This window comes from Bradyrhizobium sp. USDA 327 (assembly GCF_041262065.1).
GTDB classification, from domain to species: domain Bacteria; phylum Pseudomonadota; class Alphaproteobacteria; order Rhizobiales; family Xanthobacteraceae; genus Bradyrhizobium; species Bradyrhizobium liaoningense.
In genome coordinates this window covers 3,414,910-3,441,897 of record NZ_JBGCCW010000001.1, presented here as the reverse complement: position 1 = coordinate 3,441,897, position 26,988 = coordinate 3,414,910, and the positions used below count along the sequence as shown (strand labels likewise).

General features: G+C 62.7%; 22 protein-coding genes, 1 tRNA gene and 1 pseudogene. 13 read left to right on the top strand and 11 right to left on the bottom strand.

The genetic code is table 11. From position 1 onward, the window contains the following. Positions 1-38: 38 nt before the first annotated feature. Positions 39-1,328 (top strand): S-methyl-5-thioribose kinase, encoded by a 1,290-nt coding sequence (mtnK, locus tag ABIA42_RS15805; RefSeq protein WP_370143789.1) that lies wholly within the window; start codon positions 39-41, stop codon positions 1,326-1,328. 73 nt (positions 1,329-1,401) lie between these two features. Here mtnK and ABIA42_RS15800 read toward each other — a convergent pair whose 3' ends face one another. The 3 genes from ABIA42_RS15800 to ABIA42_RS15790 all read right to left on the bottom strand — a co-directional run bounded on the left by ABIA42_RS15800 (position 1,402) and on the right by ABIA42_RS15790 (position 3,759). After that, a complete protein-coding gene (locus ABIA42_RS15800) occupies positions 1,402-1,932 on the bottom strand; it encodes a VOC family protein (RefSeq protein WP_247769755.1) in 531 nt (176 codons plus the stop codon). 102 nt (positions 1,933-2,034) lie between these two features. Then, complete coding sequence (locus ABIA42_RS15795; RefSeq protein WP_370123439.1) at positions 2,035-2,883, bottom strand: alpha/beta fold hydrolase; 849 nt, start codon at positions 2,881-2,883, stop codon at positions 2,035-2,037. A gap of 51 nt (positions 2,884-2,934) precedes the next feature. After that, the gene (locus ABIA42_RS15790; RefSeq protein ID WP_370123442.1) at positions 2,935-3,759 is read right to left on the bottom strand and encodes an oxidoreductase; all 825 of its coding nucleotides are present in this window, start codon (positions 3,757-3,759) and stop codon (positions 2,935-2,937) included. A gap of 293 nt (positions 3,760-4,052) precedes the next feature. Between ABIA42_RS15790 and ABIA42_RS15785 the strand changes: the two genes are divergently transcribed. Next, a complete protein-coding gene (locus ABIA42_RS15785) occupies positions 4,053-4,907 on the top strand; it encodes a LysR family transcriptional regulator (protein WP_370123444.1) in 855 nt (284 codons plus the stop codon). Between the two features lie 369 nt (positions 4,908-5,276). Further along, entirely contained in the window at positions 5,277-6,200 is a 924-nt protein-coding gene (locus tag ABIA42_RS15780) for a hypothetical protein (protein ID WP_194393716.1), read from the top strand. Between the two features lie 546 nt (positions 6,201-6,746). On the opposite strand, the gene ABIA42_RS15775 is transcribed toward ABIA42_RS15780, so the two are convergent. Continuing rightward, positions 6,747-7,808 (bottom strand): hypothetical protein, encoded by a 1,062-nt coding sequence (locus ABIA42_RS15775; protein ID WP_061879541.1) that lies wholly within the window; start codon positions 7,806-7,808, stop codon positions 6,747-6,749. A gap of 804 nt (positions 7,809-8,612) precedes the next feature. Here ABIA42_RS15775 and ABIA42_RS15770 point away from each other — a divergent pair. Next, positions 8,613-8,688: transfer RNA gene (locus tag ABIA42_RS15770), tRNA-Val, on the top strand. Positions 8,689-9,193: 505 nt separating this feature from the next. Here the strand turns inward: ABIA42_RS15770 and ABIA42_RS15765 are convergent. The 6 genes and pseudogenes from ABIA42_RS15765 to ABIA42_RS15740 all read right to left on the bottom strand — a co-directional run. After that, positions 9,194-10,142, bottom strand: a protein-coding gene (locus ABIA42_RS15765) for an IS630 family transposase (protein WP_370123448.1) whose coding sequence is annotated in 2 segments (ribosomal slippage) — positions 9,194-9,805 and positions 9,807-10,142 — 948 coding nt in all. Because the reading frame shifts where the segments join, the coding sequence is not laid out codon by codon here. Between the two features lie 73 nt (positions 10,143-10,215). Further along, positions 10,216-10,617 (bottom strand): hypothetical protein, encoded by a 402-nt coding sequence (locus ABIA42_RS15760; RefSeq protein WP_370123451.1) that lies wholly within the window; start codon positions 10,615-10,617, stop codon positions 10,216-10,218. A 757-nt stretch (positions 10,618-11,374) separates the two neighbouring features. Then, positions 11,375-12,400, bottom strand: a complete 1,026-nt coding sequence (locus ABIA42_RS15755; protein ID WP_370112553.1) for an ABC transporter permease — start codon at positions 12,398-12,400, stop codon at positions 11,375-11,377. Between the two features lie 11 nt (positions 12,401-12,411). After that, complete coding sequence (locus ABIA42_RS15750; protein WP_370112555.1) at positions 12,412-13,914, bottom strand: sugar ABC transporter ATP-binding protein; 1,503 nt, start codon at positions 13,912-13,914, stop codon at positions 12,412-12,414. A gap of 21 nt (positions 13,915-13,935) precedes the next feature. Continuing rightward, on the bottom strand, positions 13,936-14,958 hold the full coding sequence (locus ABIA42_RS15745; protein ID WP_028177658.1) for a sugar ABC transporter substrate-binding protein: 1,023 nt from the start codon (positions 14,956-14,958) through the stop codon (positions 13,936-13,938). A 188-nt stretch (positions 14,959-15,146) separates the two neighbouring features. Then, positions 15,147-15,311, bottom strand: a pseudogene (locus ABIA42_RS15740) (globin); the annotation flags it as partial. A gap of 552 nt (positions 15,312-15,863) precedes the next feature. On the opposite strand from ABIA42_RS15740, the gene ABIA42_RS15735 reads away from it, so the two are divergent. From ABIA42_RS15735 to ABIA42_RS15700, 8 genes are all read left to right on the top strand, one after another. Further along, positions 15,864-16,229 carry a DUF2946 domain-containing protein gene (locus tag ABIA42_RS15735; protein WP_370123454.1) on the top strand — a complete coding sequence of 122 codons (366 nt, stop codon included), beginning with the start codon at positions 15,864-15,866 and terminating at the stop codon, positions 16,227-16,229. A 95-nt stretch (positions 16,230-16,324) separates the two neighbouring features. Beyond that, a complete protein-coding gene (locus ABIA42_RS15730; protein WP_370143788.1) occupies positions 16,325-18,724 on the top strand; it encodes a TonB-dependent receptor family protein in 2,400 nt (799 codons plus the stop codon). 26 nt (positions 18,725-18,750) lie between these two features. Beyond that, a complete protein-coding gene (locus ABIA42_RS15725; protein WP_370112557.1) occupies positions 18,751-19,962 on the top strand; it encodes a sialidase family protein in 1,212 nt (403 codons plus the stop codon). After that, positions 19,959-20,456, top strand: coding sequence for a TlpA family protein disulfide reductase (locus tag ABIA42_RS15720; protein ID WP_370112559.1), 498 nt, complete (start codon positions 19,959-19,961; stop codon positions 20,454-20,456). Before ABIA42_RS15725 ends, ABIA42_RS15720 begins: the two co-directional genes overlap by 4 nt. A gap of 27 nt (positions 20,457-20,483) precedes the next feature. Continuing rightward, positions 20,484-21,020: a copper chaperone PCu(A)C gene (locus tag ABIA42_RS15715; protein ID WP_370112561.1), complete on the top strand. Its 537-nt coding sequence runs from the start codon at positions 20,484-20,486 to the stop codon at positions 21,018-21,020. Between the two features lie 433 nt (positions 21,021-21,453). Then, on the top strand, positions 21,454-22,773 hold the full coding sequence (proS, locus tag ABIA42_RS15710) for a proline--tRNA ligase (RefSeq protein WP_370112563.1): 1,320 nt from the start codon (positions 21,454-21,456) through the stop codon (positions 22,771-22,773). A gap of 73 nt (positions 22,774-22,846) precedes the next feature. Next, on the top strand, positions 22,847-24,127 hold the full coding sequence (locus ABIA42_RS15705) for a lipoprotein-releasing ABC transporter permease subunit (protein ID WP_271529295.1): 1,281 nt from the start codon (positions 22,847-22,849) through the stop codon (positions 24,125-24,127). 7 nt (positions 24,128-24,134) lie between these two features. Next, entirely contained in the window at positions 24,135-24,839 is a 705-nt protein-coding gene (locus ABIA42_RS15700; RefSeq protein ID WP_271529294.1) for an ABC transporter ATP-binding protein, read from the top strand. Positions 24,840-24,933: 94 nt separating this feature from the next. Here ABIA42_RS15700 and ABIA42_RS15695 read toward each other — a convergent pair whose 3' ends face one another. Continuing rightward, positions 24,934-26,013 (bottom strand): zinc-binding dehydrogenase, encoded by a 1,080-nt coding sequence (locus tag ABIA42_RS15695; protein WP_370112565.1) that lies wholly within the window; start codon positions 26,011-26,013, stop codon positions 24,934-24,936. 108 nt (positions 26,014-26,121) lie between these two features. On the opposite strand from ABIA42_RS15695, the gene ABIA42_RS15690 reads away from it, so the two are divergent. Further along, entirely contained in the window at positions 26,122-26,907 is a 786-nt protein-coding gene (locus ABIA42_RS15690; protein WP_370112567.1) for a helix-turn-helix transcriptional regulator, read from the top strand. The last annotated feature ends 81 nt before the right edge of the window (positions 26,908-26,988 follow it).

Sequence of the window (26,988 nt, the reverse complement as noted above, 5' to 3'; positions counted from 1 at the left end):
GGAGTAACGATCCGGCCCAGACAAGGGATGGGATCGTCATGAGCGGGGACCGGGCAGGGCACTACCGAATTCTGCACGAAGGCGACCTGCGCGACTATCTCGCGGGCCTCTCCGGGCTCAGGGCATTGCTTGGCGGCGAGCCGGCGTCCTGGTCCATCACCGAGGTCGGCGACGGCAATCTCAACCTCGTCTTCATCGTCAAGGGCGCGGGCGGCGGCATCGCGGTGAAGCAGGCGCTGCCCTACGTCCGCCTCGTCGGCGAGAGCTGGCCGCTGCCGCTGTCGCGGGCCCATTACGAGTATCTCGCGCTGTCCCGGCAGGCCCAGCTCGCGCCCGGCCTGGTGCCAGCCGTGCTGCACCACAACGACGCCCTGGCCCTGACGGTCATGGAGCTGCTCGAGCCCCACATCATCATGCGCAAGGGGTTGGTTGCGGGGAAGCAATATCCGCGCTTCGTCGACGACATCACGGCCTTCATGGCGAGGACGCTGTTCTTCACCTCCGACCTCGCGCTCTCCGCGGCCGAGAAGAAGGAGGGGATCGCCGCCTTCGCCGGCAATCACGCGCTTTGCAAGATCACCGAAGACCTGATCTTCACCGATCCCTACCGCATTGCCGAGCAGAACCGCTGGACCGCCCCGTACCTCGACAGCCTGGCCGCGGAGCTGCGTAACGACATGGAGCTGCATGTCTCGGTCTCCCGCCTGAAGCTGAAGTTCATGGCAAGCCCGGAAGCGCTGCTCCATGGCGATCTCCACACCGGCTCGATCATGGTGACGGAGAGCGAGACGCGCGTGATCGATCCGGAATTCGCGTTCTACGGCCCGATGGGTTTCGACTCCGGCGCCGTGCTGGCCAATCTCCTGATGGCTTATTTCGCCTCCGTCGGCCACGAGCGCGCGGCGGGCGAGCGGGCTGCCTTCGAGGGTTGGGTTCTGGAGACCGTCGAAAAGGTCTGGACCGAGTTCGCCCGCAAATTCCTCGACCTCTGGCGCGCTGGAGCCACCGGGGACGCCTATCCGCCATCGCTGTTCACCGGCGACAAGGGAGCCGCACGGCTGGAAACCGAGCGGCAGGCCTACATGCAGCGCCTGTTCGCCGACACCGTCGGCTTCGCGGCGGCCAAGATCATCCGTCGCATCTTCGGTCTCGCCCACAACATCGACTTCGAGCTGATCGAGGATGCAGGGAAACGCGCGGTCAGCGAGGCCCGTGCTGTGCGGCTGGCGCGCGCGATGATGGTGGAGACGGCGACGTTCCGGACGATCGCTGACGTCACCGGCGCCGCACGAGAACTGAGGGAGTGGATGCCGGACCTGCCTGGCTGAGCGAGCTTAACGTCCGCTGACGCCGACCAGACGAGGACGACGCTGGCTTGCGCGCGGCCTTTTCGCGCCCTGCTCAGTCCTCGTCCTGCCACCTGCGCAGATCCGTCTGGTCATGATAGGCCATGCGGTCCGGCGTGGTGATGAATTCCATCGTCGTGCCCCACGGCATGCGGCAGTAGCAGACCTTGTTTCCAGGACCTTTCTCGGTTGCATAGGGAATAGCGCGCGGCGCGGTGAGGGGTGTGCCTCCCGCCTTCTCGAAGCGCTCGACCGATGCGTCGATGTCGTCGGTGTAGAGAGCGAAGTGCGTGATGCCGAAGTCGCTCGCCCGGATCGGCTTGGCTTGCTCGGGACCGTGCATTTCGAAGAGCTCGATATCGGGTCCGGTTCCGATCTTGACCATCGCCTGCGCACGCACGACCGTTCCGGGAAAAGCGCCGACGGCCCGCTCGAATTCGGGTCCCTGCCGCGGCGGATCCTGCGGTCCGAAGGACTGGTAGATCACCTGGCCGCCGAAAGCTTCCACCAGGAACGATTTTGCTGCTTCGATGTCGGGCACCGTGATGCCGATATGGTTAACGCCGCGAATGACGGGTGCGGTCATGACAGTCTCCTTTGCTGTTGATTCGATCCATCGCGTTTCCGCGGCGCAATTCGCCCGCAGCCTCGCGATCTGCCCGGCCCACGACGGCGCGGGCGCCGAGTTTCAGTCGGCCTTGAGGAACTCGATCAGGGCGGCTGCGACTTCATCCGGCCGCTCGTCCGCGACATAGTGGCTGCACCGCGCGATCGAGCCGCCCCTCACATTGGTGGCGAACTCCTTGAGCATCGGCACCATCTGCGCACCGAACCGCTGGTCCCCACCGAGGCCAAGCACCGGTATCTCGAGCGTTTGCTTCTTGTACGCGAGCGCAGTCGCATGATCGGCGATGAGGGTGCGGTACCATTCCATGCCGCCACGCGTGCGGCCAGGAAGCGCCATCGCCTTGGCGTAGATCTCGATGTCCGCCGGATTGAAGGTGCTGTGATCGTAGAACCGCTCTGCCATGAAAGTCGAAACATAGTCATATTCACGGCCATGAATCAGGCGTTCGGGCAGGTCCCGGTTCATATGGAAGCTGAAGTGCCAGAGCCTTGCGGTCGTCGCCTCCCATCCCGTCCAGCCGGGAAGCGGAACGTCGAGGACGGCCAGGTGGGTAACAGCCTCCCGATAGATGGCGGCCTGAGGCAAGGCGACCATTCCGCCGATGTCATGTCCGCACACGGCGTAGCGTTCATGTCCAAGGGCAACCATCACTTCATGCGCGTCGCGCGCCATCGTCGCCTTGTCATAGCCGTCGAGCGGGCAGTCGGAAAAGCCCGCGCCGCGCAGATCCATGGCCACCACGCTGAAATGCTCGGCCAGCAGCGGCATCACATGGTGCCATTCCCACCAAGTTTCCGGCCAGCCGTGAAGCAGAAGGATCGGCGGGCCTGAACCTCCCGTGACGGCGTTGATCTTGATGCCATTCACCGGCACCAGCTGCTGGGTAAACCCCTTCAAAGATGCGATCATGATCGCTTTCCAGTCAGATGTTGACGTTCAAACAGAGCTCGTGGCCAGCGCTCAGGGCTGGTCGAAATCGGTGGCGATCGTGATGTCGCGCCAGGCGTCGATATCGCTGCGGAAGGCGGCCAGCTTTCGCTCGGCGATCGCGTGCGCGATCGGGCCGAGCGGCAGATGAAGCGGGGCGTCATCGGCGTCGACGGCCTGCAGGATCACCGCGATCGCCTTGTCGGGATCGCCCGCCTGATTGCCGTTGTTGGTTTCGCGATAGGGCTTGCGCGAGCTCGCGGCGTATTCCGGCATCTCGTTGGCCGCCATCGTGATCGAACGGCCAAGGAAATCGGTGCGAAACGGCCCGGGTTCGACGATCAGCACGCGAATGCCGAACGGCTCCAGCTCGCCGGCGAGCGCTTCGGAAATCCCTTCCACGGCAAACTTGGCGGCGTTGTAATAGCCTGCGCCGCCGCTGCCCGCGATGCCCGCGCCGGACGACATGTTGACGATCGTTCCGCCCGAACGTCGCAGGACGGGCAGGGCGGCTCTGGTGGTTTCGATCAGACCGAAGACGTTCACCTCGAACATCGGCCGATATTCCTCGGGCGTGCCCTCCTCGATCGCCCCGAACAGTCCGTAGCCGGCATTGTTCACGAGCACGTCAAAGCCGCCGAAGGTCTCGACCGCCTTTGCGACCGCTGCCTTGGCTGCCGCCGCATCGGTCACGTCGAGTGGCAAAGTGATCATGCGGCCGCCGAAAGGCTCGGCCATTTCCTCGATCGTCTTGACGTTGCGGGCCGTCGCGATGACCCGATCGCCGCGCTGTGCCGCAGCGAGCGCGAGCCGCTGGCCGAAGCCGCTCGAGCAGCCTGTGATGAGCCAAGTTTTCATGACGTCTTCTCCGAGTTGTTTTCTGGGGCACCAGCATCGTGATCATCATCGAAGTCCTCATTTGCGAGCATCGGGGCGGGCCGCCGCGTTCTGCCACCGCTCCGGAAAATCTCTCTGCTCAGTCCGGACGAGCTTCCCTTGGGTTCCACAGCCAAGTCACCGAAGCGGCCGCCCTCACGGGGGAATCCACAGAAGGACGAATCTCCAGACGATGGCGGGGATCTAGGTGCTTAGATTTGTTCTTTAACTGACGCGATTGTACTCTCGGCGTTCAGTTTTGTGCGGGGGTTGCGATGGAATGGAGTGACGTAAGGATCTTCCTCGCTGTTGTGCGATCCGGCACGCTCGGCGGTGCCGCGCGTTCGCTTCGGACAAGCCATCCGACCGTCGGCAGGCGCCTTCGCGCACTCGAGCAGGCAATCGGTCACACGCTCTTCCAGCGCACAGCGGACGGTCTTGTTCTGACCGATGAGGGCCACGGAATCATCGCGCTGGCCGAGCAAATGGAAGAAGGCGCGCTGGCCATGGAGCGCCGGCTTGCGGGGCGGGAGCAGAATCTCAAAGGCAGTCTGCGCATTTCGTCAACGGACTGGTTCGGGGCCTATGTCCTCCCTCCTATCCTGGCGGATTTCTCGAAAGCCTATCCGAACGTCGACGTCGAGATCCTGACCGGCACGCGCCGATTCAGCCTCGCCCAGCGGGAGGCTGAAGTCGCTTTTCGTGCCGTTCCGTTCGACACTGCCGATGTCATTCAGCGGCGGCTCTTCACGCTCGAATACGGCGTCTACATCGCAGAGGAGGCGGCTGATCCCAAATATGGCGATGGGACTGGTTTCCGGCTGATCACGCCATCCACGCCCCACTTTCCCGACATCGCGTGGCTCATCGAGAGTTTCCCCAACGCAAAACCGGTCCTGCGATCGAACAACCGCAACGTCCAGGCGCGCATGTGCAGGCAAGGCGTCGGCATCGCTGTCCTGCCCCGCGTGGTCGGCAACCAGATCCCGGGTATCCGCAGACTGGACCTGCCGACGCTGCCGCCGGCGCGAGACATTTGGATGGGATACCACCGAGACCTACGGCGTCTTGGGCGTCTTCGCGCGTTCATTTCGACGGTATCGGACCATCTCGTGAACGCGACCGCATGATGTGCGGCCCGGAAATGACTCAAGGCTCCCGGAGAAACGCCAAGATCGCTAGGGTCGTTCGCCGGTCATTTTCACCATCGCACCACCCCAGCCGTCCACGCCGCGTAGATGTACCCGCGATGCGGATAGCTCTCGTCAGGCTTCCAGCTGTCGAACGCGACGTTCAAGTCCTGGAGCCTTCAAAGCCAAGCTCGACCTACCCGGCATAAATTTGATCGTCGCCTAACTGTCGCCGAACTCCGAACCCGAAATCACGACTCTCGCAGGGATTGAACTAACTGCGATCTGCTGCTTATGATGCATCATCAATCGCTTTATTTGTGGGAACGCAAATCAACTGGACATGCTGGCATAGCAGAGGAGCAGAACATGGTCGTGGTCCTCACGCGAAAGCGCCTCGTTTCGAAGCAATTCAAGGACAATCAGAAGCTCCAGCGATGCCTGCTTTCGCCAGCCGATCATGTTCTGCCAGGCTCACGCGGAGAGCACGTCGGTCTGATCCAAGAAGCACTGACGAAGCTCGGCATGGGAGTAATCGGAGCAAGTGAGATATCTACCGAGCTGTACGGGCAATCGACCCAGCAAGCCGTGCTTCGTTACAAGGGGCCTCCCCGCAACATCATCAACACGGATTACCAAAGAACGCCGGACAACATCGTCGGCCAAATGACGATCGATCGTCTCGATGCCGATATGGTGGAATTCGAAAAGGTACCTGAGAGCTTGCTGGTTACGCTAACTGAGGCAGGGCCGAAACACGACCACTCGAAATGTCCAACTCTGCAAAGTGGAGGCCATAAGGGTACACCGATCAACCCACTCCCGTTCGGCAAAAGGATCAACATTTACGGGACCCATGAGACTGATTATCTAGGATTTGACGACTATGCGCCAAATCCGAACTTCGCAGGGAGAGGTCAAGGTGATCCGAGTCCTCCACGATTTCTGACCAATGCTCCGCCGCATCTCCACGGGCTCGAAGCTAAGAGCGTTAGCAATATCGCAATCCGAAGCAGTCCCATTTTTGCGAACCATGTCCATAGCAACCCGAATGAAGTGGAGGAGATCCTCCGGGTTGCGATGCCGGGTTGCAGGGTCACCTATGCTGGCACCGACGAGAACTTCAGTACCTTTGGCCCTACCGTTCTGCGGTTCGGTCCAGTGATTGAACGGCATGTCCTCACCACCCGGGACCCGGGCACGACGGCTGACTCGCATTTCCATGTGATCGTGCTCGTAATTCTTGATCCGGATACCGTTCTTCGAAGTTTCCAGCTGCCACCGTTCCTCTAGGCGTTTGGTGCGTGGCCGCAGTCCGCCCGTGGTTCCCAAACTGAACCGCCGTCATTCCATGAAATGATAGCTGGCGGAGCCGACATCATTTCCGTGCTGGCAAGTGCCACGCGGCGCGAAGCCGTCGAGTACGATGATTGGTAGAAGAGACCAGATGAACCCCAAGGGTTAGTTGAGCGGATGTAACCTGCGGCATCTGGAAGCCGAGCTGGTCATTATCGCGGACGGGGCAGGGGTGCGCTGGCGACGAGCCGCGCCACACGGCGGCTCGTCACCGTCCAGCGGCTCAGAACAGTTTGTAGTCGCCGCGATGGACTCCGCGCGCGTTGTCGCGCCATCGATCTAGTCGACCGCCTTGCGGCACTCGACGACCAACCTAGCGGCTGCTCGTCGCTGCATTGCCTCGATGTTGTAGGTAGCGGCGGCGGGACGCCACGCCGCGTGAGGAGCCACTCGCCTCTACGCCGGACCGATGACCGCTCGTTACCGCGCGCGTTGCGTAATCGTAATCGAAGTTTGCTCCTCTTGGTTCAACCAGCTCGCGGATCAATATCCGTCTTTAAGCCTTGCTACAGCGAGTTGAATTTCAAGGTGGGGTCCTACTATCGCGTTAGTGCTAGAACGGATTGCCCACGCGAGCTTATCGATAAACTCGTACTCACGTTGCTCAGGAGACCACTTGTCATAGCCATGTTTTTTCAGAAGTTTCATGCCCTTCGCGGCCAAGTCCTGCCTCCACTCTAATGGTCTTGAGAGACTGTAGCTGTAGCCGACATCGACAGCATAGTCTTCGCAGTTTTCGGCAAGTTGGAGGATAAAAGACAGCGTTAGAATACCTGCTTCGTCTTCAAGACCTCGAACCCGACCATGAGTAACGCGATGCTTGAGATTTAATCGCACATCCTCTTGACTCCAATCCATGGCACCGGCGGCAACACCTTTTGCAAAGCCCTCTTTCAAAAACTTGATCTTGATCTGCCGGATCGCCTCCCGGGCTGCAACTCTGTCGGATACCTTTAGAATCAACTCGGGAACCGCTGCGGCAATACCCTCAGGTGTGAAAACGCCCTCAACGCCCGCCCGGATGGCAGCTTTGTACATGTTTGCTCGCGCCCGAAAAAACGCGCGCAGCGGCGAGCCACCTCCGCCCCCGCTTGCGCCGCCGCCGGCGCCGCCGCCCTCGCTCCCTCCGCCCCCACTTGGAGGCTTACCGAGCGTCGGGGCGCTCGCGATTTTCTGTTCCAGATAGGCTTGCGCGCCGCTCCCTGGTATCCTGCGCGTCTCAAAAGCCCCGACGCGGCCTCGTCGGACATAAAGTTCTTCGACTTTCGCGGGCACTTTCGCGCCAGGTTCGACCTTCAAGATTCGGGCGTCCGGATTTCCGGAAGTTGGGTTTTTCACCAGTTGGGCGCCCTCGGGAATATCAACCCGAAGTTTCGCCGCGTAGGATTCACCCATCTGCCGATCCGCACCGTGAATCAGGCAGTTCTCCCAATCCCGCTCCGCGAAGAATATGCGACCCTGGGAGTCCGCGGTTAATGCGCCATTGCGAATATTGAACAGGAGCTTGTTCGCTTCCGCCCCGTGATAAAGAACGCGAGAGGCCATCTATGTGTCCTCCGGTGGTCTGGAGATCACTCGTCATTTTCGACCGACGGCGGAGGAGCCCATGGAAGTCGGGGCCTCCACCAAATCTCCAGATTGATTCGTTTGAAAGACTAGTCGCGAAAAAGGACCACCAGGTTCAAACGTGCGGCTCGATGTTTGGCGGGCTGTGCTCATCGCTGCGCACCTCGCGCGATGCGCGCAGATTTCCGCACTGCTCGGCCAGCCATCCTGTCCCACTACTGCTGCTCCCGAGCGGGAAAGGTTGGCCGCATGATCCTTCCCTCGAAGCGTCTCGGCCTGCTTCGAGCAGTGCTACCAGTCGGCGGCATCGCCAGCGAGAGGTCGCCGCCTCAGCACGGGTAGGATCCGAATCTCATCGCTCCGGAATCGTCCTTGGGCGTTGCCGCGCGCCAACAGCGCGATCTGGTTAGCGCGGAATAGCAGCTTGCCGTCCCATGGTTGCGCAACCGGCTGAAGCGCCGCGCCGGGTCTCGTCGGTCGGGCGACCTTTCGGCCGCACCCCCTGCGGGCTTGCCGGCCGTTGCTCTGTTTCGTCGCTGCCGTCGCCGTTTCAGTCATGGTCGTCTCATTGCTGCTGCAAAATTCATGGCCTTGGCGACGCGGCCGCCGCGCAATCGCGCATGGTTTTGGTCCTCCTATCTGGTAATCGAGGCGGCGCGGCCAACCGGAAAGGCTCGAGCAGATTTATTGTCGGCCGCCGCTGGTCGGGTAATCCCGCTGGATCGGCCAGCCGAAACCATCCGCTTCAAAGAAAGCGTCGCCAGATCAGAAAAATCGGAAGCCGCGCGCTTAGCTCAGCGGAACGAGCGCCTGGCCTACATCCAGGATGTCGGCGGTTCGATTCCGTCAGCGCGCACCAAATAGGGGATTCACTTCGGGCCGGCGCGGGCGTAGGATTGGCTCATGCACACCGGCGGCACAATCCGGGTAGTCGCGGATTTCGGCTTCAAACCAACCCTCGGCTTCGGCCCGGGCGTCGCTTCGCGATCGGAATTGCAGGTAGTGGCTGTAGTGCTTGCTTTCCAGCCATGTCTTGAAAGACAAAGTTAGGGTAGTGGCCAGGCTGTGGCCGAAAAGTTTCGTGCATCTACTCCAATGCGAGATGTCTTATCTTTTGCTCGGCGTCGGCTTTCTTGTGCATAGCCGTCCGGGCTCATTTCATATGGTTGCGGCGCGGTTTCGGGGGGAAGGGGGCCGTCTGATTTGCGGCTGCCGGGCGCCGCGACCATCATCTTTCCTCACGCGAGGCTGTGCACTTCGTTCATGAGGGACAGCATCATCATAGACGCAATGTATGCGCGCCTCTCTGCCTCGGTATTACCGCCGTCAGTAGAGCGCTGTGCGACCTTAGAGGCCATTGCCTTTCATTTTTTGATGGAAGCGTATCCGGCATTAACGAAGTAGTTGCGGCATTCGCCTGGCAGGACGTTTCTGACGAGGTGGCCGATGTGGTCGCAGGCGTCGTCGATCGTGCGTTTCTGTGCGACGCGCATCCAGTGCTTGATCTTGGCGAAGACCTGCTCGATGGGGTTGAGGTCGGGTGAGTACGGTGGCAGGTACCACAACCTTGCGCCGGCTTTCCGGATCATCTGCCGGACGGTCGGCGACTTGTGGCTACCAAGATTATCCATGACGACGATGTCGCCCGGTTTGAGCACTTTGACGAGTTGCTGTTCGACATAGGCGCGGAAGCTTTCGCCGTTGATCGGTCCGTCGAACACGCAGGGCGCAGTGAGCTGGTCAGAGCGTAGGGCACCGAGGAAGGTCAGGGTTCGCCAGTGACCGTGCGGCGCAAAGCCGCGCAACCGCTCGCCCTTGGATCCCCAGCCGCGCAGCGGGGCCATGTTGGTCTTGATCCAGGTCTCGTCGATGAACACGAGGCGGTTTGGATCGAGGCGATCCTGCAAGCTGCGCCAGCGCTGCCGCCGCCGTACGACGTCGGCGCGGCCCTGCTCAAGGGCGAACAGTGTTTTTTTTGAAGCTGAGACCTTCGCGTCGCAGGAAGGTCCATACCGCATGGTGTGAGACTTTCACGCCTCGCGCCGCAAGTTCGTCCTTCAGCCCGTGCAGCGTTAGATGTGGCGTCTGCCTGATCCGCTCCACGATGAACGCTCGATGTGGCTCCAGAACCGGCTTACGGTGACCGCCCACCTTACCCGGCGCCACCGAACCCGTCGCGCGATAGCGCTGCCGCCACTTCACGACGGACGACACTGCAACATCGAACCGGGCCGCCACAGCATGGCAACTCTCCCCGGATTCCACCGCCTTTACGGCTCGTTCACGAAGATCATTCGAAAGCGGTCGGACCATCCGGTGCTGGCCTCCGATCCAGCCAGTATCTTGAATCACAAACCGCCGCCCGACGGAATCCCTCCCGATTCAATTAATCGATGAACCGCTCTAGTGGGTGCTCAGCTTCGTTCTTCAAAATCCTCATTGTGTAAAAGCAAATAGCAGCCGCGTCGTCGGCGCCTCGATTAAAATCAAACTCATCATTGTGAGACATCTGGATGGTGCGCTGGACCAACTCCTGTCCGTTCAGGTTCGAAACCGTCGTGAGGACGTCACCGACCGCCGCGCTCAGTTCAGCGTCTTTGATCGATCCCCTCGTCGCGAGCTTGATGTGATGCCCGGCGGTAAATGTGAAGAAGCCGAGAATATAGTAGTTCGTCCAAAAGCTCGAAGGCAGTCCCTGGTTGTGTTGGATCGTCGCTATCAGGGGGCGAATGGCGTTGACGGCCGCTTCGGCACCAACCTTCCGATGTGATTTGAACAGACCGAACACTATCTCAGGGTCCGAGTGGCTGTAAGAGAACAGAGCACGAAGCTCCCGGCGTTGATGATCGACTTACTGAAGTCGCACAGTCTTCCGATCGCAAAGACCGTGCTCTGGCCCGCAGTCGACACCGCGATGATGTCGCCGCGCCGGCAGGCCTGCTGCAGATTTGCTAGCTCCGCTTCACCTGAACCAGAGAAGATTGCCTGAGCGCCGGAGCGGCAATAGGCCGATGGCTCCCCAGTTGGTTTCGGCGCTGCTGCTGGCTGTGTCTGAGCGTGCGCAGTCGCGGCAAATAGTAGTGTGGCGCAAACCACAAAGATTACTAAGCAACCGTGTGCCGGTCAATATCCAATACCGACTGGAGTATAGATCTTGGAAAAGCGTGGCCGCCGACGCGAGCCACTGCAGTTTCCGCTTCTCGCGGCTGCCGCCGACCGGGAGATCGGGAGCTAAGCAGCTAAGCAGCGTTCCGTACGTTGTTCAGCACCGCCGCTGCCGCGTCGTCATTGCGAGCGCAGCGAAGAAATCCAGGAATGCACCCGCGGAGAGGTTCTGGATTGTTTTCGCTGCGCTCGCAATGACGAGGCAAGCCACGGCTCATCGAAGCCACCGCCATGATGCCACCATACCCCTGTTTTGCCCGACGAGTCAAAATTCACTTCGCGAAATCCGCAATTTTGCGAGGTCCCGAGCAAGCCATTGATTTCGCTGGCCCCGGCTACTGTGCATGGGGTTGTTTTCGCACTTTTGCTTTAGCGGCCGTCTACTCCGCCGCTTTTTCCCTTAAGCGCTGCGCATAGACGTTGATGACCAGCGCCGCCAGGAGGATCAGGCCGCGGATCAGGATCTTCAGGAAGCTGTCGATGTTGACGTGGTCGAGGCCGTTGTTGAGCACGCCGAGCACGAACAGGCCGACGATGGTGTTGCCGATGCCGCCGCGGCCGCCGAACAGGCTGGTGCCGCCGACGACGACGGCGGCGATGGAGTCGAGCAGGTAGGTGTCGAACTCGTTCTGCTGCGCGCTGCCGAAATGGGCGACGCCGAGCATGCCGCCGATGCCGGAGCACACCGCCGAGATCACCATGACGGCGCCGAGGATGAGCTTGACGTTGAGGCCGGAATATTCGGCCGCCTCGCGGTTGCCCCCGACCATGTAGACGTAGCGGCCGAAGCGCGTGTAGGTCAGCACCAGGTGCCCGCCGAGCAGCATCAGCGCGGCGACGATGACGATCCAGGGGATCCCGCCGATCGAGCCGGAGCCGAGCGTCGTGATCAGGCTCGGCACCTTGTAGGCGATCTGGCCGCGCACCAGGAGCGCGGAGATGCCGGCGGCGATCTGCATCATCGCCAGGGTCATGATGAAGGAGGGGATGCCGATCACGGTCAGGCCAAGCGCATTGACGAGGCCGAGCAGCGCGCAGAGCAGGATAGACAGGATGATCGCGACCGCGCCGGGCAGGGGGACGTTGGCGATGTTGACGTAGGATTCCTGCAGCGTGAAGTAGGCGACCGCAATGCCCGTGACGTTGGCGATGCTGGCGATGGAGAGGTCGATCTCGGCGCACAGGATCACGAAGGTGAGGCCGACCGCGATGATCCCCGTGACCGACACCTGGGTCAGGATGTTGCCGAGATTGTCGAGCGTCGCGAAGGAGGGGCTGGCGAAGGCGAAGAAGGCGGTCAGGAAGATCAGCGTCAGGAAGGGGGCGATGTTGCGCATCTGCGAGCGCAGGAAGGGCGCAAGGCCCCGCGCCCTCCGTCCCGTCGCCAAAGCCGTCTCGCTGCTCATGTGCTTCTCCGTCACGCCGCTTCCAGCAGGCGGTCCTTGCTGACCGGCTCGTTCCTGAACTCCCGCACCACTGTGCCGCGCTTGAGCACGAGGATGCGGTCGGCCAGCGACAGCACCGTTTCCGGCTCGGTCGACAGCACGATGATGGCGAGCCCCCTGGCGCGGAGGTCGCGGACGATGTTGATGACGTCGTTCTTGGCGCCGACATCCATGCCGCGGGTCGGCTCGCACAGCACCAGGAGCTTGGGCGGATAGGTCAGCCATTTCGCCAGCGCGACCTTCTGCTGGTTGCCGCCCGAGAGCATGCCGAGATCGAGGCCGACCACCGGCGGCCGGATCTGCAATTGCTCGACCTGGCGCTTGGCGATGTCGCGCTCCCGCGCCGGCTTGAGCAGCAGGGACGAGATGCGATCGAGAATGCTGATCGAGATGTTCTTGTAGACCGGCTCCTGGTGAAACAGCATGTCGCGCCGGCTCTCCGGCACCAGCGCCACGCCGGCGCGCCGCGCCGCTGCCGTGCTGGCGAAGGTCTTGGGCGTGCCCTCGACGGCAAGCGTGCCGCCGTCCGGTTTCAGCTTGCCGAACAGGATGCGCGACAGCTCCTGCTGGCCGCAGCCCATGAAGCCGTAGATGCCGAGCACTTCGCCGGCGCGCGCCTCGAACGAGACGTCCTGAAGGCTGCGGGACAGCGACAGCTGATCGGCCTTGAGAACGACCTTCCTGTCGCTCGGCTGCGGCAGCATCAGATCGTCGGTGTAGCTATGCCCGAGCGCCTCGCCGCCGCGGCCGATCATGGCCTCGATCAGCGCGCCCTTGCTGGTCGCGGCGCTTGCCGTCTCTGCGACCTTGCGCCCGTTGCGGAACACGGTCACCGTGTCCGACACGCGCAAGATATCCTCGATGAAATGCGAGATGAAGACGATTGCAGTACCGGCCTCGCGCAGCCGCTTGAGCGTGGCGAACAGCCGCTCGACCTCGGGCGGGGAGAGGGCTGAGGTCGGCTCGTCCAGGATGACGATGCGCGCGCCGGAGAACAGCACGCGTGCGATCTCGATCAGCTGCTGCAGCCCGATCGGGAGATCGCCGAGCCGGCTCATCGGATCGACGTCGATGCCGAAGCGGGCGAGCTGCTCGCCCGCCTCCCGCGCCATCCGCCGCCATTGCACGAGGCCCAGCCGATTGATCGGCTGGTTGCCCAGGAAGACGTTCTCCGCGACCGTCAGATCGGGCGCGACACTGAGCTCCTGATGCACCATGGCGATGCCGGCGGCGTGCGCATCGCGGGCCGAGCGGAAATGCATCTCCTTCCCGTCGACCAGGAAGCGGCCGGAGAATTCGGTGTGCACGCCGGCGATGATCTTCATCAGCGTGCTTTTCCCGGCGCCGTTCTCGCCGACGAGACCATGGATCTCGCCGGGATAGAGCGCGAAGTCGACACCACGAAGCGCTTCGACCCCGCCGAAGCTCTTCGTGATGCCCTGCAGTTCCAGGATGGGCTGTTGTCCCTCAGGCATGAAAGTTCAGATCTTGGAGGCTCAGATCAGGAAGTGATCCTGCATCCACTGCATCCCGGCGGCGTTGGCCTTGGTCACGACCGGGCCGTCGGTGACGACGTTCTTCGGGATTCCCTGTCCGCTCTTCTCGCCGCCGACCACGGCCGACACGCCTGCAATGATGGCGCCGCCATGGATGCGGCAGGAGGGATTGCGCACCGTGGCGAACATGCGGCCCTCGCTCACCGCCTGGATCGCCGGCGGCATGGCATCGACGCCGCCGATCAGGATGTTGGTGCGGCCCCGCGCCTTCATGATGTTGGCGGCGGCGAGCGCCATGTCGTCATTGTGGAAGAACGCCGCGTCGATCTGCGGGTATTTCGTCAGGTACGTTTCCCAGAGGCGGGCGGTCTTGGAGACGTCCCAGTCGGCCGGCTGGGTGTCGAGCACCTCGATGCCGGGGAATTGCTTGACCACCGAGTTGAAGCCCTTGGCCCGTCCTTGCGCGCCGGTATGCCCGAGCGCGCCCTGCGTCATGATGATCTTGCCCTTGCCGCCCATGGCGTTGCACAGCGCCTGCGTCACCGAGGCGCCCATGAACTCGTTGTCGGGAGCGAGGAAGGAGTGGACATTGATCTGATCAAGAGGCGCGATCAGCGTGTCCATGTCGATCACGGGCGTGCCGGCGTCGATCATCTTCTGTACGGGCTGGGTGAGGGTGCCGATGCCGAACGCCTGGATCGCGACGAAATCCCATTTCTGCGAGGCCATGTTGTCGATCGCCGCGCGCTGCTTCACCGCGTCGAGCTGGCCGTCGAACCAGGTCACCTCGACGTTGAACAGCTTGCCCCAGAACTCCGCAGCCTGCTTTCCCTGCGCGCACCAGGTGGCCTGGAGGCCTGCATTGGAGAACGCCGCCTTCAGCGGCTTTTCACTGCGTCCGACTGCGGCGGCCAGTGCAGGGTTTATGCCCATGCTGCCGAGGATGGCAGTTGCGGCGCCGGCGGTCGCTGCCGCCTGAAGAAGATCGCGCCTCGTCGTCGAGAAATCTTTCGTCCCGGACATCGCTCGCTCCCATGTATTTTGTCGTCGGCGCGTCATTGCTTGCGCGACCGATCTCCGAAAGTCTCTCACAAGAGTTGTTGGCACTCAATCTGCAATCAGCCGCGAGATCGCCGCAGCCAGTGTTGGTGCAACGCAAAGCGTCGGGCCGGAGCGGCGGCGGATGCGTCGATATCCGCGAGCAATGTATCTCAGGCCTGCGCGATCTCCGGCGTCCATTTACGTCGAGCAGATCGCGGAGCGTATCCCTGACGACGCGGCGTGCCGTAAGCATCGTGAGAGGCGACCTCGCAGGCGATCAGCCGGAAATCCCCGCGGCGCTCACCGGCGAAGTCGAGGATCGCTTCGATCGTCAATCCCTCACCAACTCGCTGCCTTCGAGCGGAACATCGCGTTATCTAGGATTGGATGAGAGGCCACGTTCATCGGCAGTTCAGCCGCGCCGGGCAAAAAAAGAGCGGGGCCCTGGCCCCGCTCGAAAATTGTGTCGACCCTATTATCCCCGATTCTAAGATTTGCTCTTGATTGACGGGGCGACGCTGCGTTTTGCGCGCCAGGGGCTCCTCCCGAGACTTGGACCACCAGACTTCGACCTCGCGGCCAGCCTGAGCAAGGGAGATGCTAAATCAACTTTTCTCACTTGTCATCATTTTCGGCAACGAATGTTCAAAATTCGAGCAGTTAACGAAACGATCGAGCTTCAGGTCACCTAAATATATGACAGATATAAGAAATTTGTGGATAAGCGGGATGGTTGCCCTGCCTTAAATGGCGGACCGGCGCCGGTGCTGGAGCGCGCCGACCACAGTCTTCGAGAAATTTGCGCTGGGCCAAGAAGGCGGCGGAACTGGCCTCGACTCGGCCCTGACTGCAGTGTTTAGTTGGCTGACGAACGAATGGTTCGGCGGATGCGCGCACGGCTACAGAAGTTCCTACCCATCGTCCTGCTCGCCCTGGTGATGCAGGTGCTGGCGCCGATCGCCGCGTGCTTGGCGGCCGGCCAGGCTATGGCCGATCCGCTTTCCGCCGCCGTCATCTGCCACAGCGCGAGCGAGCAGGGCGGCGGACCGAACGATCCGACCGCGCATGCCGGCGCGTGCGCCCTTTGTTGCCTGGCCCAGGCCAACGCGACGCTCGATTCGCCGCCGCAGGTTGCGCTCGCCACTCCCTTGCGTCACGCCGAACGCGTGGTGTGGCTCGTGGCGGATGTGTCCGCCATCCCCGCTTACAAAGGCTCGAGCGCCCAGGCTCGCGCACCCCCTCGATTTTCCTGACGTAGCGACAAACCGAACCATTGGCGCGCGCCGTTGCCGTGCCGATGGCGTGTGCAATGGACCGGCCGACGTGCCGGATGTCAGGAATTCAAGAGATGTTACGCATTCGTGCGATCAGCCGCGCGAGCTTGCCCGTGCTTTGCGGGCTGGTGTCCTCGATCGGCTCGGACGCGCTGGCCCAAGGCGCCTCGGAATCGCTTCCCGCGGTGACGGTTGAGGCGCCGCAGCCTTCGCGTCCCAAACCAATCACCCGACCATCGCGACTGCGTTCAGCTTCGGCGGGACGCGCAGCGAGACCCGTTGCGCAGAACGCGACCGGCAGCGCGCCAGCCCAAAACCTGGCCACGTCTGCCGGCGCAGCGCGGGCTGGTCTCAATCAGTCGCCGGCCGGCCAGACCGCAACAACCATCGATCGCAGCCAGTTCGACAATCGCCCGGCGTTTTCGGTCAGCGACGTCTTGCGGGACAGTCCGGGCATTTCGATCAAGCAGGGGAACGGTCCCCGCGATTTCGGCATCTCAATCCGTGGCTCCAACGCCCGCAACGGTTTCGCCATCCGCAATCTCGTGATCTTCGAGGACGGCTTTCCGGTGACGCAACCGGACGGCCTGTCGCGCAGCGACCTGATTGATCCCCACGCCTATGGCGCGATCGACGTCATCCGCGGCCCCTCGTCGGCGCTCTACGGCAACTATGCGACCGGCGGTGCGCTGAATTTTCGGACGCGGCCCGGCGGCACGATCGACGGCGTCGAATATGGCGTCGACGGGGGCAGTTACGGCTATCTCAACAACTACCTCGCGGCCGGCAAGAAGGTCGGGAATTTCGAGGGCTCGCTGTTCGCAAGCGACGTGCGGGGCGATGGCTATATCGGCAACAGCTGGTTCAATACGCAGACCGTCAACTTCCTCGGCACGCTGAAGGCGACGCCGGACGATCGTTTCACGGTCAAGATCATCAACAATGATCTCAGCACGCGGTTGCCGATCCGGCAGTCGCTGAACCAGTACTACCTCAACCCGTTCCAGCAGGGATGTGCCACCGGTACCACCGCCGCGCCGGGGTGCGGGACGGTCAGGCTGTTCAACAACGGCTTCAACGCAACTGCCGGAACCGACACGGAAACGGCCCTGCAGGCCGGCCTCGGCCGCAACGACCGGCGGACCATCGTCGGCGGCCGGTGGGAGCACGATTTCGACAACACGATGACGTGGCGCAACCAGTTCGTGTTCGACGACAGGAACATCAGCCAGCCGACCGGACAGACCAGCTCGATCGGAGATTTTCCGTCGTACAACTACATGAGCGATCTCACCAAGCGCGGCGAGATCTTCGGGATGGAGTCGACCGCCTTCTTCGGCGCCTTCTACAATACCCTGACGGCGTCGAGTGACACGCGAAATGTGATGCCGGGGGGCAATGCCACGCTCGGCAGGCTCTCGAGCAATCTCTTCAGCGAGACGACTAATTATGGTGTGCGTGCCAGGGAAGAGCTCAGGCTGACGACCTCGCTGACGGCGGTCGCCGGCATTGGTTGGGAGACCACGCTACTCAAGGGGACAAACACGGCGTATGCGTACGCGGGTCCGACCGGCATCACCACATCAACCCTGACGACCGCGGACCGGCAGTTTCAAAATGCTGCTCCAGAGTTGGCGCTCCTCTACAATCTCAACAACGAATGGCTCTTCCGCGGACGAGTTGCCACGGGATACGGCACTCCGCAGGTTTCGAATCTCTTTGTCCTTCCGACCGGGTTGTCAGGCAACAATACCCAGCTCCAGGCTCAGAAAAATCTGGGCTACGATCTCGGTTTCGACTGGACTCCGAACAACACGCTCAAGCTCAGCGCGACCGGCTTCTACGAGTTCTTCCGCAACGAGATCGTCAGTCAGGCGACTCCGATATCCGGCATATCTTATACGTTCAACGCGCCGCGGTCGGAGCACCGCGGGATAGAGCTTGCCGCCGATTGGAAGTTCTATCCGGGCTGGCGATTCACGGCGGCGTACACCTATCTCGACGAGGTCTACACCGAGTATGTCGAGAACATCACCAATGGCGCGGTGTTCAGCTTCAACCGGGCAGGCAACAAGATTCCCGGCATCTCCCCCAATGAGCTCACGGCGCGAATTGGATATGACGAGTTCGCCGGGCCGCTTGCAGGTCTCGGAGGTTTTGTCGAACTGCAGTGGAAGGACTCCTTCTACATGGACAACGCGAATCTGCTGAAGGCGCCCGGCTATGAGCTGGTCAATTTGAATGTTCACTACAAGACCGATCTGATGTCGGACACCTTCAGATCGCTGAATCTGTTTCTCGAGGTCAGGAACGTATTCGACCGTACCTACATCGCTTCGGCAAACAACGTCGCCAACACGGTGACGGCGGCTGGCCTTCAAAATCCTGCGAGTGTGCTCGCAAACACGACAGGATCGATCTATGCGGGCTCGCCGCGCACCTTTGTTGCGGGTATGAAGGTGGCCTTCAAATGATCCAGGCTCTTGAAGGGAGTAGGGCCATGATCCGAACTGGCCTGCTCGGGATCGTCGCTCTCGCATTCCTGCAAGGTGCGGCGCTCGGACAGATGCGTGCTCCGCATGCGTCCGAAGCTGCGTGTGAGGAGCCGACGCTGCGCTGTGCAACCAAGGCGACGCCCGCATTCGCTCCGGACGGAACGCTGTGGCTGGTCTGGATGGCGGGAGGGCAAGTCTCGGTCGCGAGCTCGCGGGACGCGGGCCGCAATTTCTCGGCCCCCATCCAGGTCACGACGAAGCGGCTGAACCTTGATTGGGGGCCGGATGCGCGGCCGAAGATCGTGGTCGATCGCAAGGGCGGCATTGCCGTCGCGTTCTCGATCTTCAGGGACGAAGCCTTCAACGGCCAGGTGCTCTACACGCGTTCGGCCGATGGCGGAAAGAGCTTCGCGGAGCTGAAACCCATCACCGCAAGCAACGAGAGCCAGCGTTTCGAAGCGCTGGCGCTCGATCAGGACGGAACGGTCTTTGCGGCCTGGCTCGACAAGCGCAATCGTGTCCCCGCAAGGGAGGCGGGACGGAAGTACGAGGGAGCGGCGCTGTTCTTTGCCTCGTCTCGCGATGGCGGCGCCACCTACACCGGGGCCCGTCTCGCGCGTGACGGCACCTGCGAGTGCTGCCGATTGGGGCTGACGTTCGCAGCGCCCGGACGGCCGGCCGTGATCTTCAGAAACATCTTCGAGGGGGGCGTGCGCGATCACGCGATCATGACGTTCACCGACGTCTCGACGCCAGGGGAAATCCATCGGGTCAGCAACGACGACTGGCAGATCAATGCCTGCCCCCACCACGGGCCGAGCCTCACGGTTGCGCCGAACGGAACCTATCACGTCGCCTGGTACACGAACGGGAAGGCTCGTAAAGGGTTGTTCTACGCCCACTCGCGCGACGAAGGTCGCACGTTCTCTGCGCCGATGGCGTTGGGGCGGCCGGATCGCAATCCGACGCGCCCCTTCGTGCTCGCGGGCCCGGCGGGGACGGTGATGGTGTGGAAGGAGTTCGATGGCGAGAAGACCACGGTCCGGATGACGATCTCTCACGACGATGGCGAGACCTGGTCGCCACCGAAGGCGATATCGAGCACGACCGACACATCCGATCATCCTTTGCTCGTCTCCAATGGCGAGCAGGTCTACCTGTCATGGATGACGAAAGCAGATGGCTATCGCCTCACAACGATCGAGGACCAACGATGAGACGTCGATTTGCAGCCATTCTGGGTCTGGGTATCCTGATCGCATCGGCGTCCGCCCTCGGATCGCCTCCGGGCCTCAAACCGTTCGAGCGCGGCACCTGGCAAGGCGTGCTGAGGGGGCATGCAGGTCGTCCGACGCTCGTGCATTTCTGGGGCGTGACCTGCGGGCCCTGCAAAGTCGAGCTGCCGTTGCTCGGGAAGTTTGCGAAGGACCATCCCGAAATCGATGTCGTCACGGTCAGCGCCGATCTCGTGCCGAACCTGCCGGCCGCGACGCAATCGATGCTCGACAAGGCGGGGCTGTCGTCGACCGAGAACTTCATCTTCAACGACGGCTTTGTCGAGCGCTTGCGGTTCGAGATCGATCCTGCTTGGCAGGGCGACATCCCCCGGACGATGCTCATCTCTCGGGACGGGATCATCACGACGATCGAAGGCTCCGCCGAAATTTCCGACCTGGAGAAATGGTCGGCGCAGCAAATCTCCAAACACTGACGTTCAATCTGCAAAGGAAATACCGATATGAAGACAAGGCTGAAAGATGTGCTGCTCGCTGCGTTCGCTCTTGCACTCTGTGCGGCACCGGCGGTCGCCGACGACGTCAAGGCCGGCGATCTCGTCATTTCACAGGCGTGGAGCCGTGCGACGCCGGGCGGTGCGAAGGTCGCCGGCGGCTATCTGATCATCGAGAACAAGGGGACCGCGGCGGACAAGCTGGTCGGCGTGTCCGCCGATATCGCCGGCAAGGCCGAGATCCACGAGATGGCCATGGACAACGGCGTGATGAAGATGCGCCCGCTCGACAAGGGGCTCGCGATCGATCCCGGCAAGACGGTGAAGCTTGCGCCCGGCGGCTATCACCTGATGCTCCAGGAGTTGAAGGCCCCGTTCAAGCAGGGCGACAAGGTGCCCGTGACGCTGCAATTCGAGAAGGCCGGCAAGGTCGCCGTCTCTCTCGACGTCCAGGGCGTCGGCGCGCAGGCGCCGGGCGATGCAGGGCACTCGGGCCACATGGACATGAAGAAAATGCCGGATCACTCGGGAATGAAGATGAAATGAGACGGATCAAGGTTCTCGGGAGCCAAGGCAATGCGAGGCCGGCGTCAGCCGCTGGATCGAAGTCCCGCCCGAGGGGGCAGGGCATTCGCATGAGGTCAAGGCGCCCGCGCCTGGCGTGAAGCTCCTGTCAAAAGGCTGATGTGCCTGTTGCGCTCGCGACGCTGCTCTTCATTGCCAGCTTCGCGAGCGGTGCGCATGCGGCGCTCATTCGTTGGGGTTGGGCCTTGATCTTGTCGAGCACCCGCTGCCGGCTTTCGTGACGGCCCTCCCTGGAACGCCGCCTTCGCAAGCAACGCTTCAAGCTGAACCTGAAGCCGACGGAAAAATGACAAGGAATTTCGCTGCGTTAGCGGCTTTTCCTCATTCCCGGCCTTGTATTTTCGCTCTCAATCCGGTTTCACTGCGGACGATCATTGATTCCCAGAGTGCTACCATGCGGTTGTCGCGGTTCTTTCTGCCCATCCTGAAGGAAAATCCGAAAGAAGCGGAGATCGTCTCGCATCGGCTGATGCTGCGCGCCGGCATGATCCGGCAGGAGGCCGCCGGCATCTATGCCTGGCTGCCGCTCGGTTTTCGCGTGCTGAAGAAGATCGAGCAGATCGTCCGCGAGGAGCAGGACCGGTCCGGCGCGATCGAGGTCTTGATGCCGACCTTGCAGCTCGCCGATCTCTGGCGCGAGAGCGGCCGCTACGACGCCTATGGCCCGGAGATGCTGCGCATCGCCGACCGTCACAAGCGCGAGCTCTTGTACGGGCCGACCAACGAGGAAATGATCACCGAGATCTTCCGCGCCTACGTGAAGTCCTACAAGAACCTGCCGCTCAATCTCTATCACATCCAATGGAAATTCCGCGACGAGCAGCGCCCGCGCTTCGGCGTGATGCGCGGGCGCGAGTTCCTGATGAAGGACGCCTATTCGTTCGACCTCAACGAGGCCGCAGCGCGCGTCGCCTACAACAAGATGTTCGTCGCCTATTTGCGCACTTTCGCGCGGATGGGGCTGAAGGCGATCCCGATGCGCGCCGAGACCGGGCCGATCGGGGGCGACCTCAGCCACGAGTTCATCGTGCTCGCCGAAACCGGCGAATCCGGCGTCTTCATCAATCGCGACGTGCTGGACCTGCCGGTGCCGGGCGAGGATGTCGATTATGAGGGCGACCTGACGCCGATCATCAAGCAGTGGACCTCGCTCTATGCGGCGACGGAGGACGTCCACGATGCCACGCGCTTCGAGCGGGAGGTGCCCGCGGACAAGCGGGTCAACACCCGCGGCATCGAGGTCGGGCAGATCTTCTACTTCGGCACCAAATATTCCGAGCCGATGAAGGCGCTGGTGGCGGGCCCCGACGGCGTTGACGTGCCGATCCACGGCGGTTCCTACGGCGTCGGCGTCTCGCGCCTGTTAGGTGCCATCATCGAGGCCTGCCATGACGATGCCGGGATCAAATGGCCGGAGGCCGTCGCGCCGTTCCGCGTGTCGATCCTGAACCTCAAGCAGGGCGACGCGGCGGTCGACGCGGCCTGCGAGAAGCTCTATGCGGAGCTCACGGCCAAGGGCGTCGACGTGCTCTACGACGACACCGATCAGCGAGCCGGCGCCAAATTCGCCGCCGCCGACCTGATCGGCATCCCCTGGCAGATCATGATCGGGCCGAAGGGGCTCGCCGACGGCAAGGTCGAGATCAAACGACGCAGCGACGGCGCCCGCGAGACCATGTCGCCTGCCGACGCGGTCGCCCGGCTGGTCGGCTGAATATTGTTCATCGCCCGAGATCGCGGCCGCCAATCCGGCCACAATTGACCCCGAATCATGGGATTATCGAGCGATGGATGAGACCATGACCGAAACCGTGCAAACCGCGCCTTTTGCGCCATTCGAGTGGATGCTGTCGGCGCGCTATCTGCGTGCGCGGCGGAAGGAAGGATTCATCTCGGTCATCGCCGGGTTCTCCTTTCTTGGCATCATGCTGGGCGTCGCGACGCTGATCATCGTCATGGCCGTGATGAACGGCTTCCGCAAAGAGCTGCTCGACAAGATCCTCGGCCTCAACGGCCACATCCTGGTCCAACCGCTGGAATCGCCGCTGACCGACTGGAAGGACGTCGCCGAGCGCATCAGCCAGGTCGAGGGCATCCGCCTCGCGGCGCCCGTCGTGGATGGTCAGGCGCTGGCGTCGTCGCCATGGAACGCCTCGGGCGTCCTGGTGCGGGGCATCCGCTCCGACGATCTCAACAACCTCACCTCGATCGCCAAGAACATCAAGCAAGGCTCGCTCGAAGGCTTTGACGAGGGGCAGGGCGTCGCGATTGGCCGCCGCCTCGCCGACCAGCTGTCGCTGCATGCCGGCGACAGCGTGACGCTGGTGGCGCCGAAGGGCGCGGTCACGCCGATGGGCACGACGCCGCGGATCAAGCCCTACAAGATCGTCGCGGTGTTCGAGATCGGCATGTCCGAATATGATCTCGGCTTCGTGTTCATGCCGCTGGCCGAGGCACAGGCCTATTTCAACCGCAGTAACGACGTGACCTCGATCGAGGTGTTCACCACCAACCCCGACAGGATCGACGCCTTTCGCAAGGCGGTGACGGAGGCGGCGGGTCGGCCGGTGTTCCTGGTCGACTGGCGGCAGCGCAACTCGACCTTCTTCAATGCGCTCCAGGTCGAGCGCAACGTGATGTTCCTGATCCTGACGATGATCGTGCTTGTCGCCGCGCTCAACATCGTCTCCGGCCTGATCATGCTGGTGAAGGACAAGGGCAGCGACATCGCGATCTTGCGCACGATGGGCGCCTCGCAGGGCTCGATCATGCGCATCTTCCTGATCACGGGCGCCTCGATCGGCGTGGTCGGCACGCTGGTCGGCTTCTGCGTTGGCCTCGTGATCTGCCTCAACATCGAATCGATCCGGCAATTCCTGTCCTGGCTCACCAGCACCGAATTGTTCTCGCCGGAACTCTACTTCCTGTCGAAGCTGCCCGCTGAAATCGACGTCGGCGAGACCACGGCGGTGGTCGTCATGGCGCTGACGCTGTCGTTCCTGGCGACACTCTATCCGTCGTGGCGCGCCGCGCGCCTCGATCCCGTCGAAGCGCTGCGGTACGAGTGAGGGGCTGATGGAGCAGCAGCAGGGGGCGGAAGATGTACCGGTCATCTATCTCCACGAGATTAAGCGGCAGTACTTGCAGGGCGAGGTGCCGCTGACGATCCTCGACGGTGCCAATCTGGCGCTGTGGGCAGGCCAGTCCGTCGCGCTGGTGGCGCCGTCGGGCTCGGGCAAGTCGACGCTGCTGCATATCGCGGGGCTGCTCGAAGCGCCCGATTCCGGCGAGGTCTATGTCTCGGGCGCGCCGACCTCGCAGCTGCCGGACATCGAGCGCACGCAGCTTCGCCGCACCGACATCGGCTTCGTCTACCAGTCGCACCGGCTGCTGCCGGAGTTCTCGGCGCTCGAGAACGTCATGCTGCCGCAGATGATCCGCGGCCTGAAGAAGTCCGAGAGCGTCAAGCGCGCCAAGGAGATCCTGGGCTATCTCGGCCTCGGCGACCGCATCACCCACCGCCCGGCCGAGCTGTCCGGTGGCGAGCAGCAGCGTGTTGCGATCGCACGTGCGGTCGCCAACGCGCCGCGCGTGCTGTTCGCGGACGAGCCGACCGGCAATCTCGACCCGCACACGGCGGATCACGTGTTTCAGGCGCTGATGCAGCTGGTCAAGGCGACCAGGGTTTCGATGCTGATCGCGACCCACAACATGGACCTCGCCGGCCGCATGGACCGGCGCGTCTCGCTCTCGAACGGCCAGGTGGTCGAGCTCGATTAGCAAAACTGCGAAAACAACCCCATGCACAGTAGCCAAGTGCTTGGCGGGATTGGCGAAAAAAGCGACGATGGCGGCTTTGCCGCCGCCCGAAGGCTCAAGGCCTGATCACCGTCAATCTGAACGGCCCGCCATTGGCGGCGGCGTGCTCGACGGCCTCGTTGGCATGGTCGAGGTCGAAGGCCGTCGCCTTATACTCCTCCAGCCTGAGCAGCCCCGCGCGCACCAGCGCGATCAGGCGGCTCGCCGCATCCGGCGGGTACATCCAGACGCCGTGGATGCTGATGCAGTTGCGCATGATCCAGGGGTAGGGCAGCTCGAGGCCCGCGCCGCCCGCCATGCCGACGCCGCCCATCAGCACGACGCGGCCGTAAGCGCGCACCGTCATGACCGCCGCCCGCACGACGGTCGGGTTCACCGAGGGCGGCATGATGTCGAACACGCAGTCGATCGGGCCCGGCGCGGCGCGCTTCATGCTCTCGCGGTCGTCGTCCTCGTTACCGGTGAGCCTGACCGGCCTCACGCGGTCGCCGAAGCGACGGACGAGGTCGGCGAGAATCTTTTCGTTGCGGCCCGGCGCCACCACGCAGGCTGCGCCCATCGCCAGCGCAACGGATACCGCAGCGCTGCCGAAATTGCCGGTGGCGCCGCTCACCAGCACGGTCTCGCCCGGCCGAAGATCTGCGGCGAGGAAGCCGCCATAGGGCACCAGCAGCGTGCCCAGCGCGCACCAGCGCGTCGCTTCCTCCGACGTGATCGCGCCGAGGCGTTTGACGTTCTCGGTCGGCAGGCGCATCTGCTCGGCGAAGGAGCCATGGCGAAAGTGCTTTTGCAGAAGCATGCCGCCGGGCCCGGCGGCGGTGAGGCCTTGCAGCGCGATATCGGGCGCAACGGAGTCATCGCGCGAGCGCACTGTGGGGTCGCAGAACACCCAGTCGCCGACGGCAAGCCTGGTCGCGTCCGGACCGATCGCGCGGACCCGGCCGATGCCGCCGGGGCCCGGCACGATGGGCAGGTCGAGCGCATAATTGCGCGTCCCGTCGAGGACCTCGTTCATGTAGGACAGCACGCGCGTGGCGACGACGTCGACGATCACCTCGCCGGTGCCGATGGCTGGGTCCGGAACGTCCTCGATCACGAGCGGCGATCCAAAGGATTTGAGCACGGCAGCTTTCATGATGTTCACCTCAAGGTCGGGTGAAGCTCTATCCGCTGTCTTGGAGGGGACAGGAAGGCCTGGTATTATCCTAGTATTATACAGGCCCTCCATTGCAGGACACGCGTCATGGCCGATCCACGCCGGGTTGAATTCGGCGACTTCCTGAGGTCCCGCCGCGAAAAGCTGTCGCCGAAGGCCATCGGGCTTCCAATGGGCCGGCGCCGGCGTACCGCGGGGCTGCGCCGCGAGGAGGTCGCGCAACTCGCCGGCATCGGCGTCGACTGGTACATCCGCCTCGAGCAGGGCCGCACGGTCAGCCCGTCCGTCACCACGATCGACGCGCTGGCCCGCGCGCTGCGCCTCAGCAAGACCGAGCACGCGCACCTGAGGGCGCTGGCGCGCGACGGAGACAAGCGCCCGTTCACGCGCGAAATCGTGCCGCCGCCGATCCGGCGGATGATCGAGAGCCTGCACCAGCCGGCCTACATCACCGGGCGCCGCTGGGATGTGCTGGCCTGGAACGAGGCGGCCGAGGACGTCTTCGCCTTCGGGAGATTGCCGGAGCAGGATCGCAACACGCTGCTCCTCATGATGACCAACAAGCAGACGCGAAAATCCTACGGCGCCGGCTGGGCGGATGTCGCCAAGGCCATGGTGGCGATGTTTCGCGCGACCCACGACGTCTGGGCCGGCGATCCCGCCTTCACGGAGTTGCTCACGCGACTGCGCCAGAGCAGTCCGGAATTCGTCAAATGGTGGGAGGCACACGATATCCGCAGCACCATCTCGGGCCGCAAGACCATGAACCATCCGACCAAGGGTGTGCTGCACTTCGAGCACACCAGCTTCCAGGCCAACGACGATCCCGCGCTGAAGCTCGTGATCTATACGCCGGTGCAGGGCGGACACTGATTCAATAGAGCGTCTCTCTTCGAAGCCATTCAGGCTTTCGAGTACGACCGCTGCAGATCTCGTTCCGAGCGCAATGAAGCG

Bases quoted from the DNA above. Each gene is read 5' to 3' on its own strand.
- ABIA42_RS15735 (WP_370123454.1), top strand. From the start codon at position 15,864: ATGCGCGCACGGCTACAGAAGTTCCTACCCATCGTCCTGCTCGCCCTG.
- proS (WP_370112563.1), top strand. From the start codon at position 21,454: ATGCGGTTGTCGCGGTTCTTTCTGCCCATCCTGAAGGAAAATCCGAAA.
- ABIA42_RS15720 (WP_370112559.1), top strand. From the start codon at position 19,959: ATGAGACGTCGATTTGCAGCCATTCTGGGTCTGGGTATCCTGATCGCA.
- ABIA42_RS15745 (WP_028177658.1), bottom strand. From the start codon at position 14,958: ATGTCCGGGACGAAAGATTTCTCGACGACGAGGCGCGATCTTCTTCAG.
- mtnK (WP_370143789.1), top strand. From the start codon at position 39: ATGAGCGGGGACCGGGCAGGGCACTACCGAATTCTGCACGAAGGCGAC.
- ABIA42_RS15790 (WP_370123442.1), bottom strand. From the start codon at position 3,759: ATGAAAACTTGGCTCATCACAGGCTGCTCGAGCGGCTTCGGCCAGCGG.
- ABIA42_RS15785 (WP_370123444.1), top strand. From the start codon at position 4,053: ATGGAATGGAGTGACGTAAGGATCTTCCTCGCTGTTGTGCGATCCGGC.
- ABIA42_RS15725 (WP_370112557.1), top strand. From the start codon at position 18,751: ATGATCCGAACTGGCCTGCTCGGGATCGTCGCTCTCGCATTCCTGCAA.
- ABIA42_RS15750 (WP_370112555.1), bottom strand. From the start codon at position 13,914: ATGCCTGAGGGACAACAGCCCATCCTGGAACTGCAGGGCATCACGAAG.
- ABIA42_RS15730 (WP_370143788.1), top strand. From the start codon at position 16,325: ATGTTACGCATTCGTGCGATCAGCCGCGCGAGCTTGCCCGTGCTTTGC.
- ABIA42_RS15775 (WP_061879541.1), bottom strand. From the start codon at position 7,808: ATGGCCTCTCGCGTTCTTTATCACGGGGCGGAAGCGAACAAGCTCCTG.
- ABIA42_RS15715 (WP_370112561.1), top strand. From the start codon at position 20,484: ATGAAGACAAGGCTGAAAGATGTGCTGCTCGCTGCGTTCGCTCTTGCA.
- ABIA42_RS15755 (WP_370112553.1), bottom strand. From the start codon at position 12,400: ATGAGCAGCGAGACGGCTTTGGCGACGGGACGGAGGGCGCGGGGCCTT.
- ABIA42_RS15690 (WP_370112567.1), top strand. From the start codon at position 26,122: ATGGCCGATCCACGCCGGGTTGAATTCGGCGACTTCCTGAGGTCCCGC.
- ABIA42_RS15695 (WP_370112565.1), bottom strand. From the start codon at position 26,013: ATGAAAGCTGCCGTGCTCAAATCCTTTGGATCGCCGCTCGTGATCGAG.
- ABIA42_RS15705 (WP_271529295.1), top strand. From the start codon at position 22,847: ATGGATGAGACCATGACCGAAACCGTGCAAACCGCGCCTTTTGCGCCA.
- ABIA42_RS15780 (WP_194393716.1), top strand. From the start codon at position 5,277: ATGGTCGTGGTCCTCACGCGAAAGCGCCTCGTTTCGAAGCAATTCAAG.
- ABIA42_RS15800 (WP_247769755.1), bottom strand. From the start codon at position 1,932: ATGACCGCACCCGTCATTCGCGGCGTTAACCATATCGGCATCACGGTG.
- ABIA42_RS15795 (WP_370123439.1), bottom strand. From the start codon at position 2,883: ATGATCGCATCTTTGAAGGGGTTTACCCAGCAGCTGGTGCCGGTGAAT.
- ABIA42_RS15700 (WP_271529294.1), top strand. From the start codon at position 24,135: ATGGAGCAGCAGCAGGGGGCGGAAGATGTACCGGTCATCTATCTCCAC.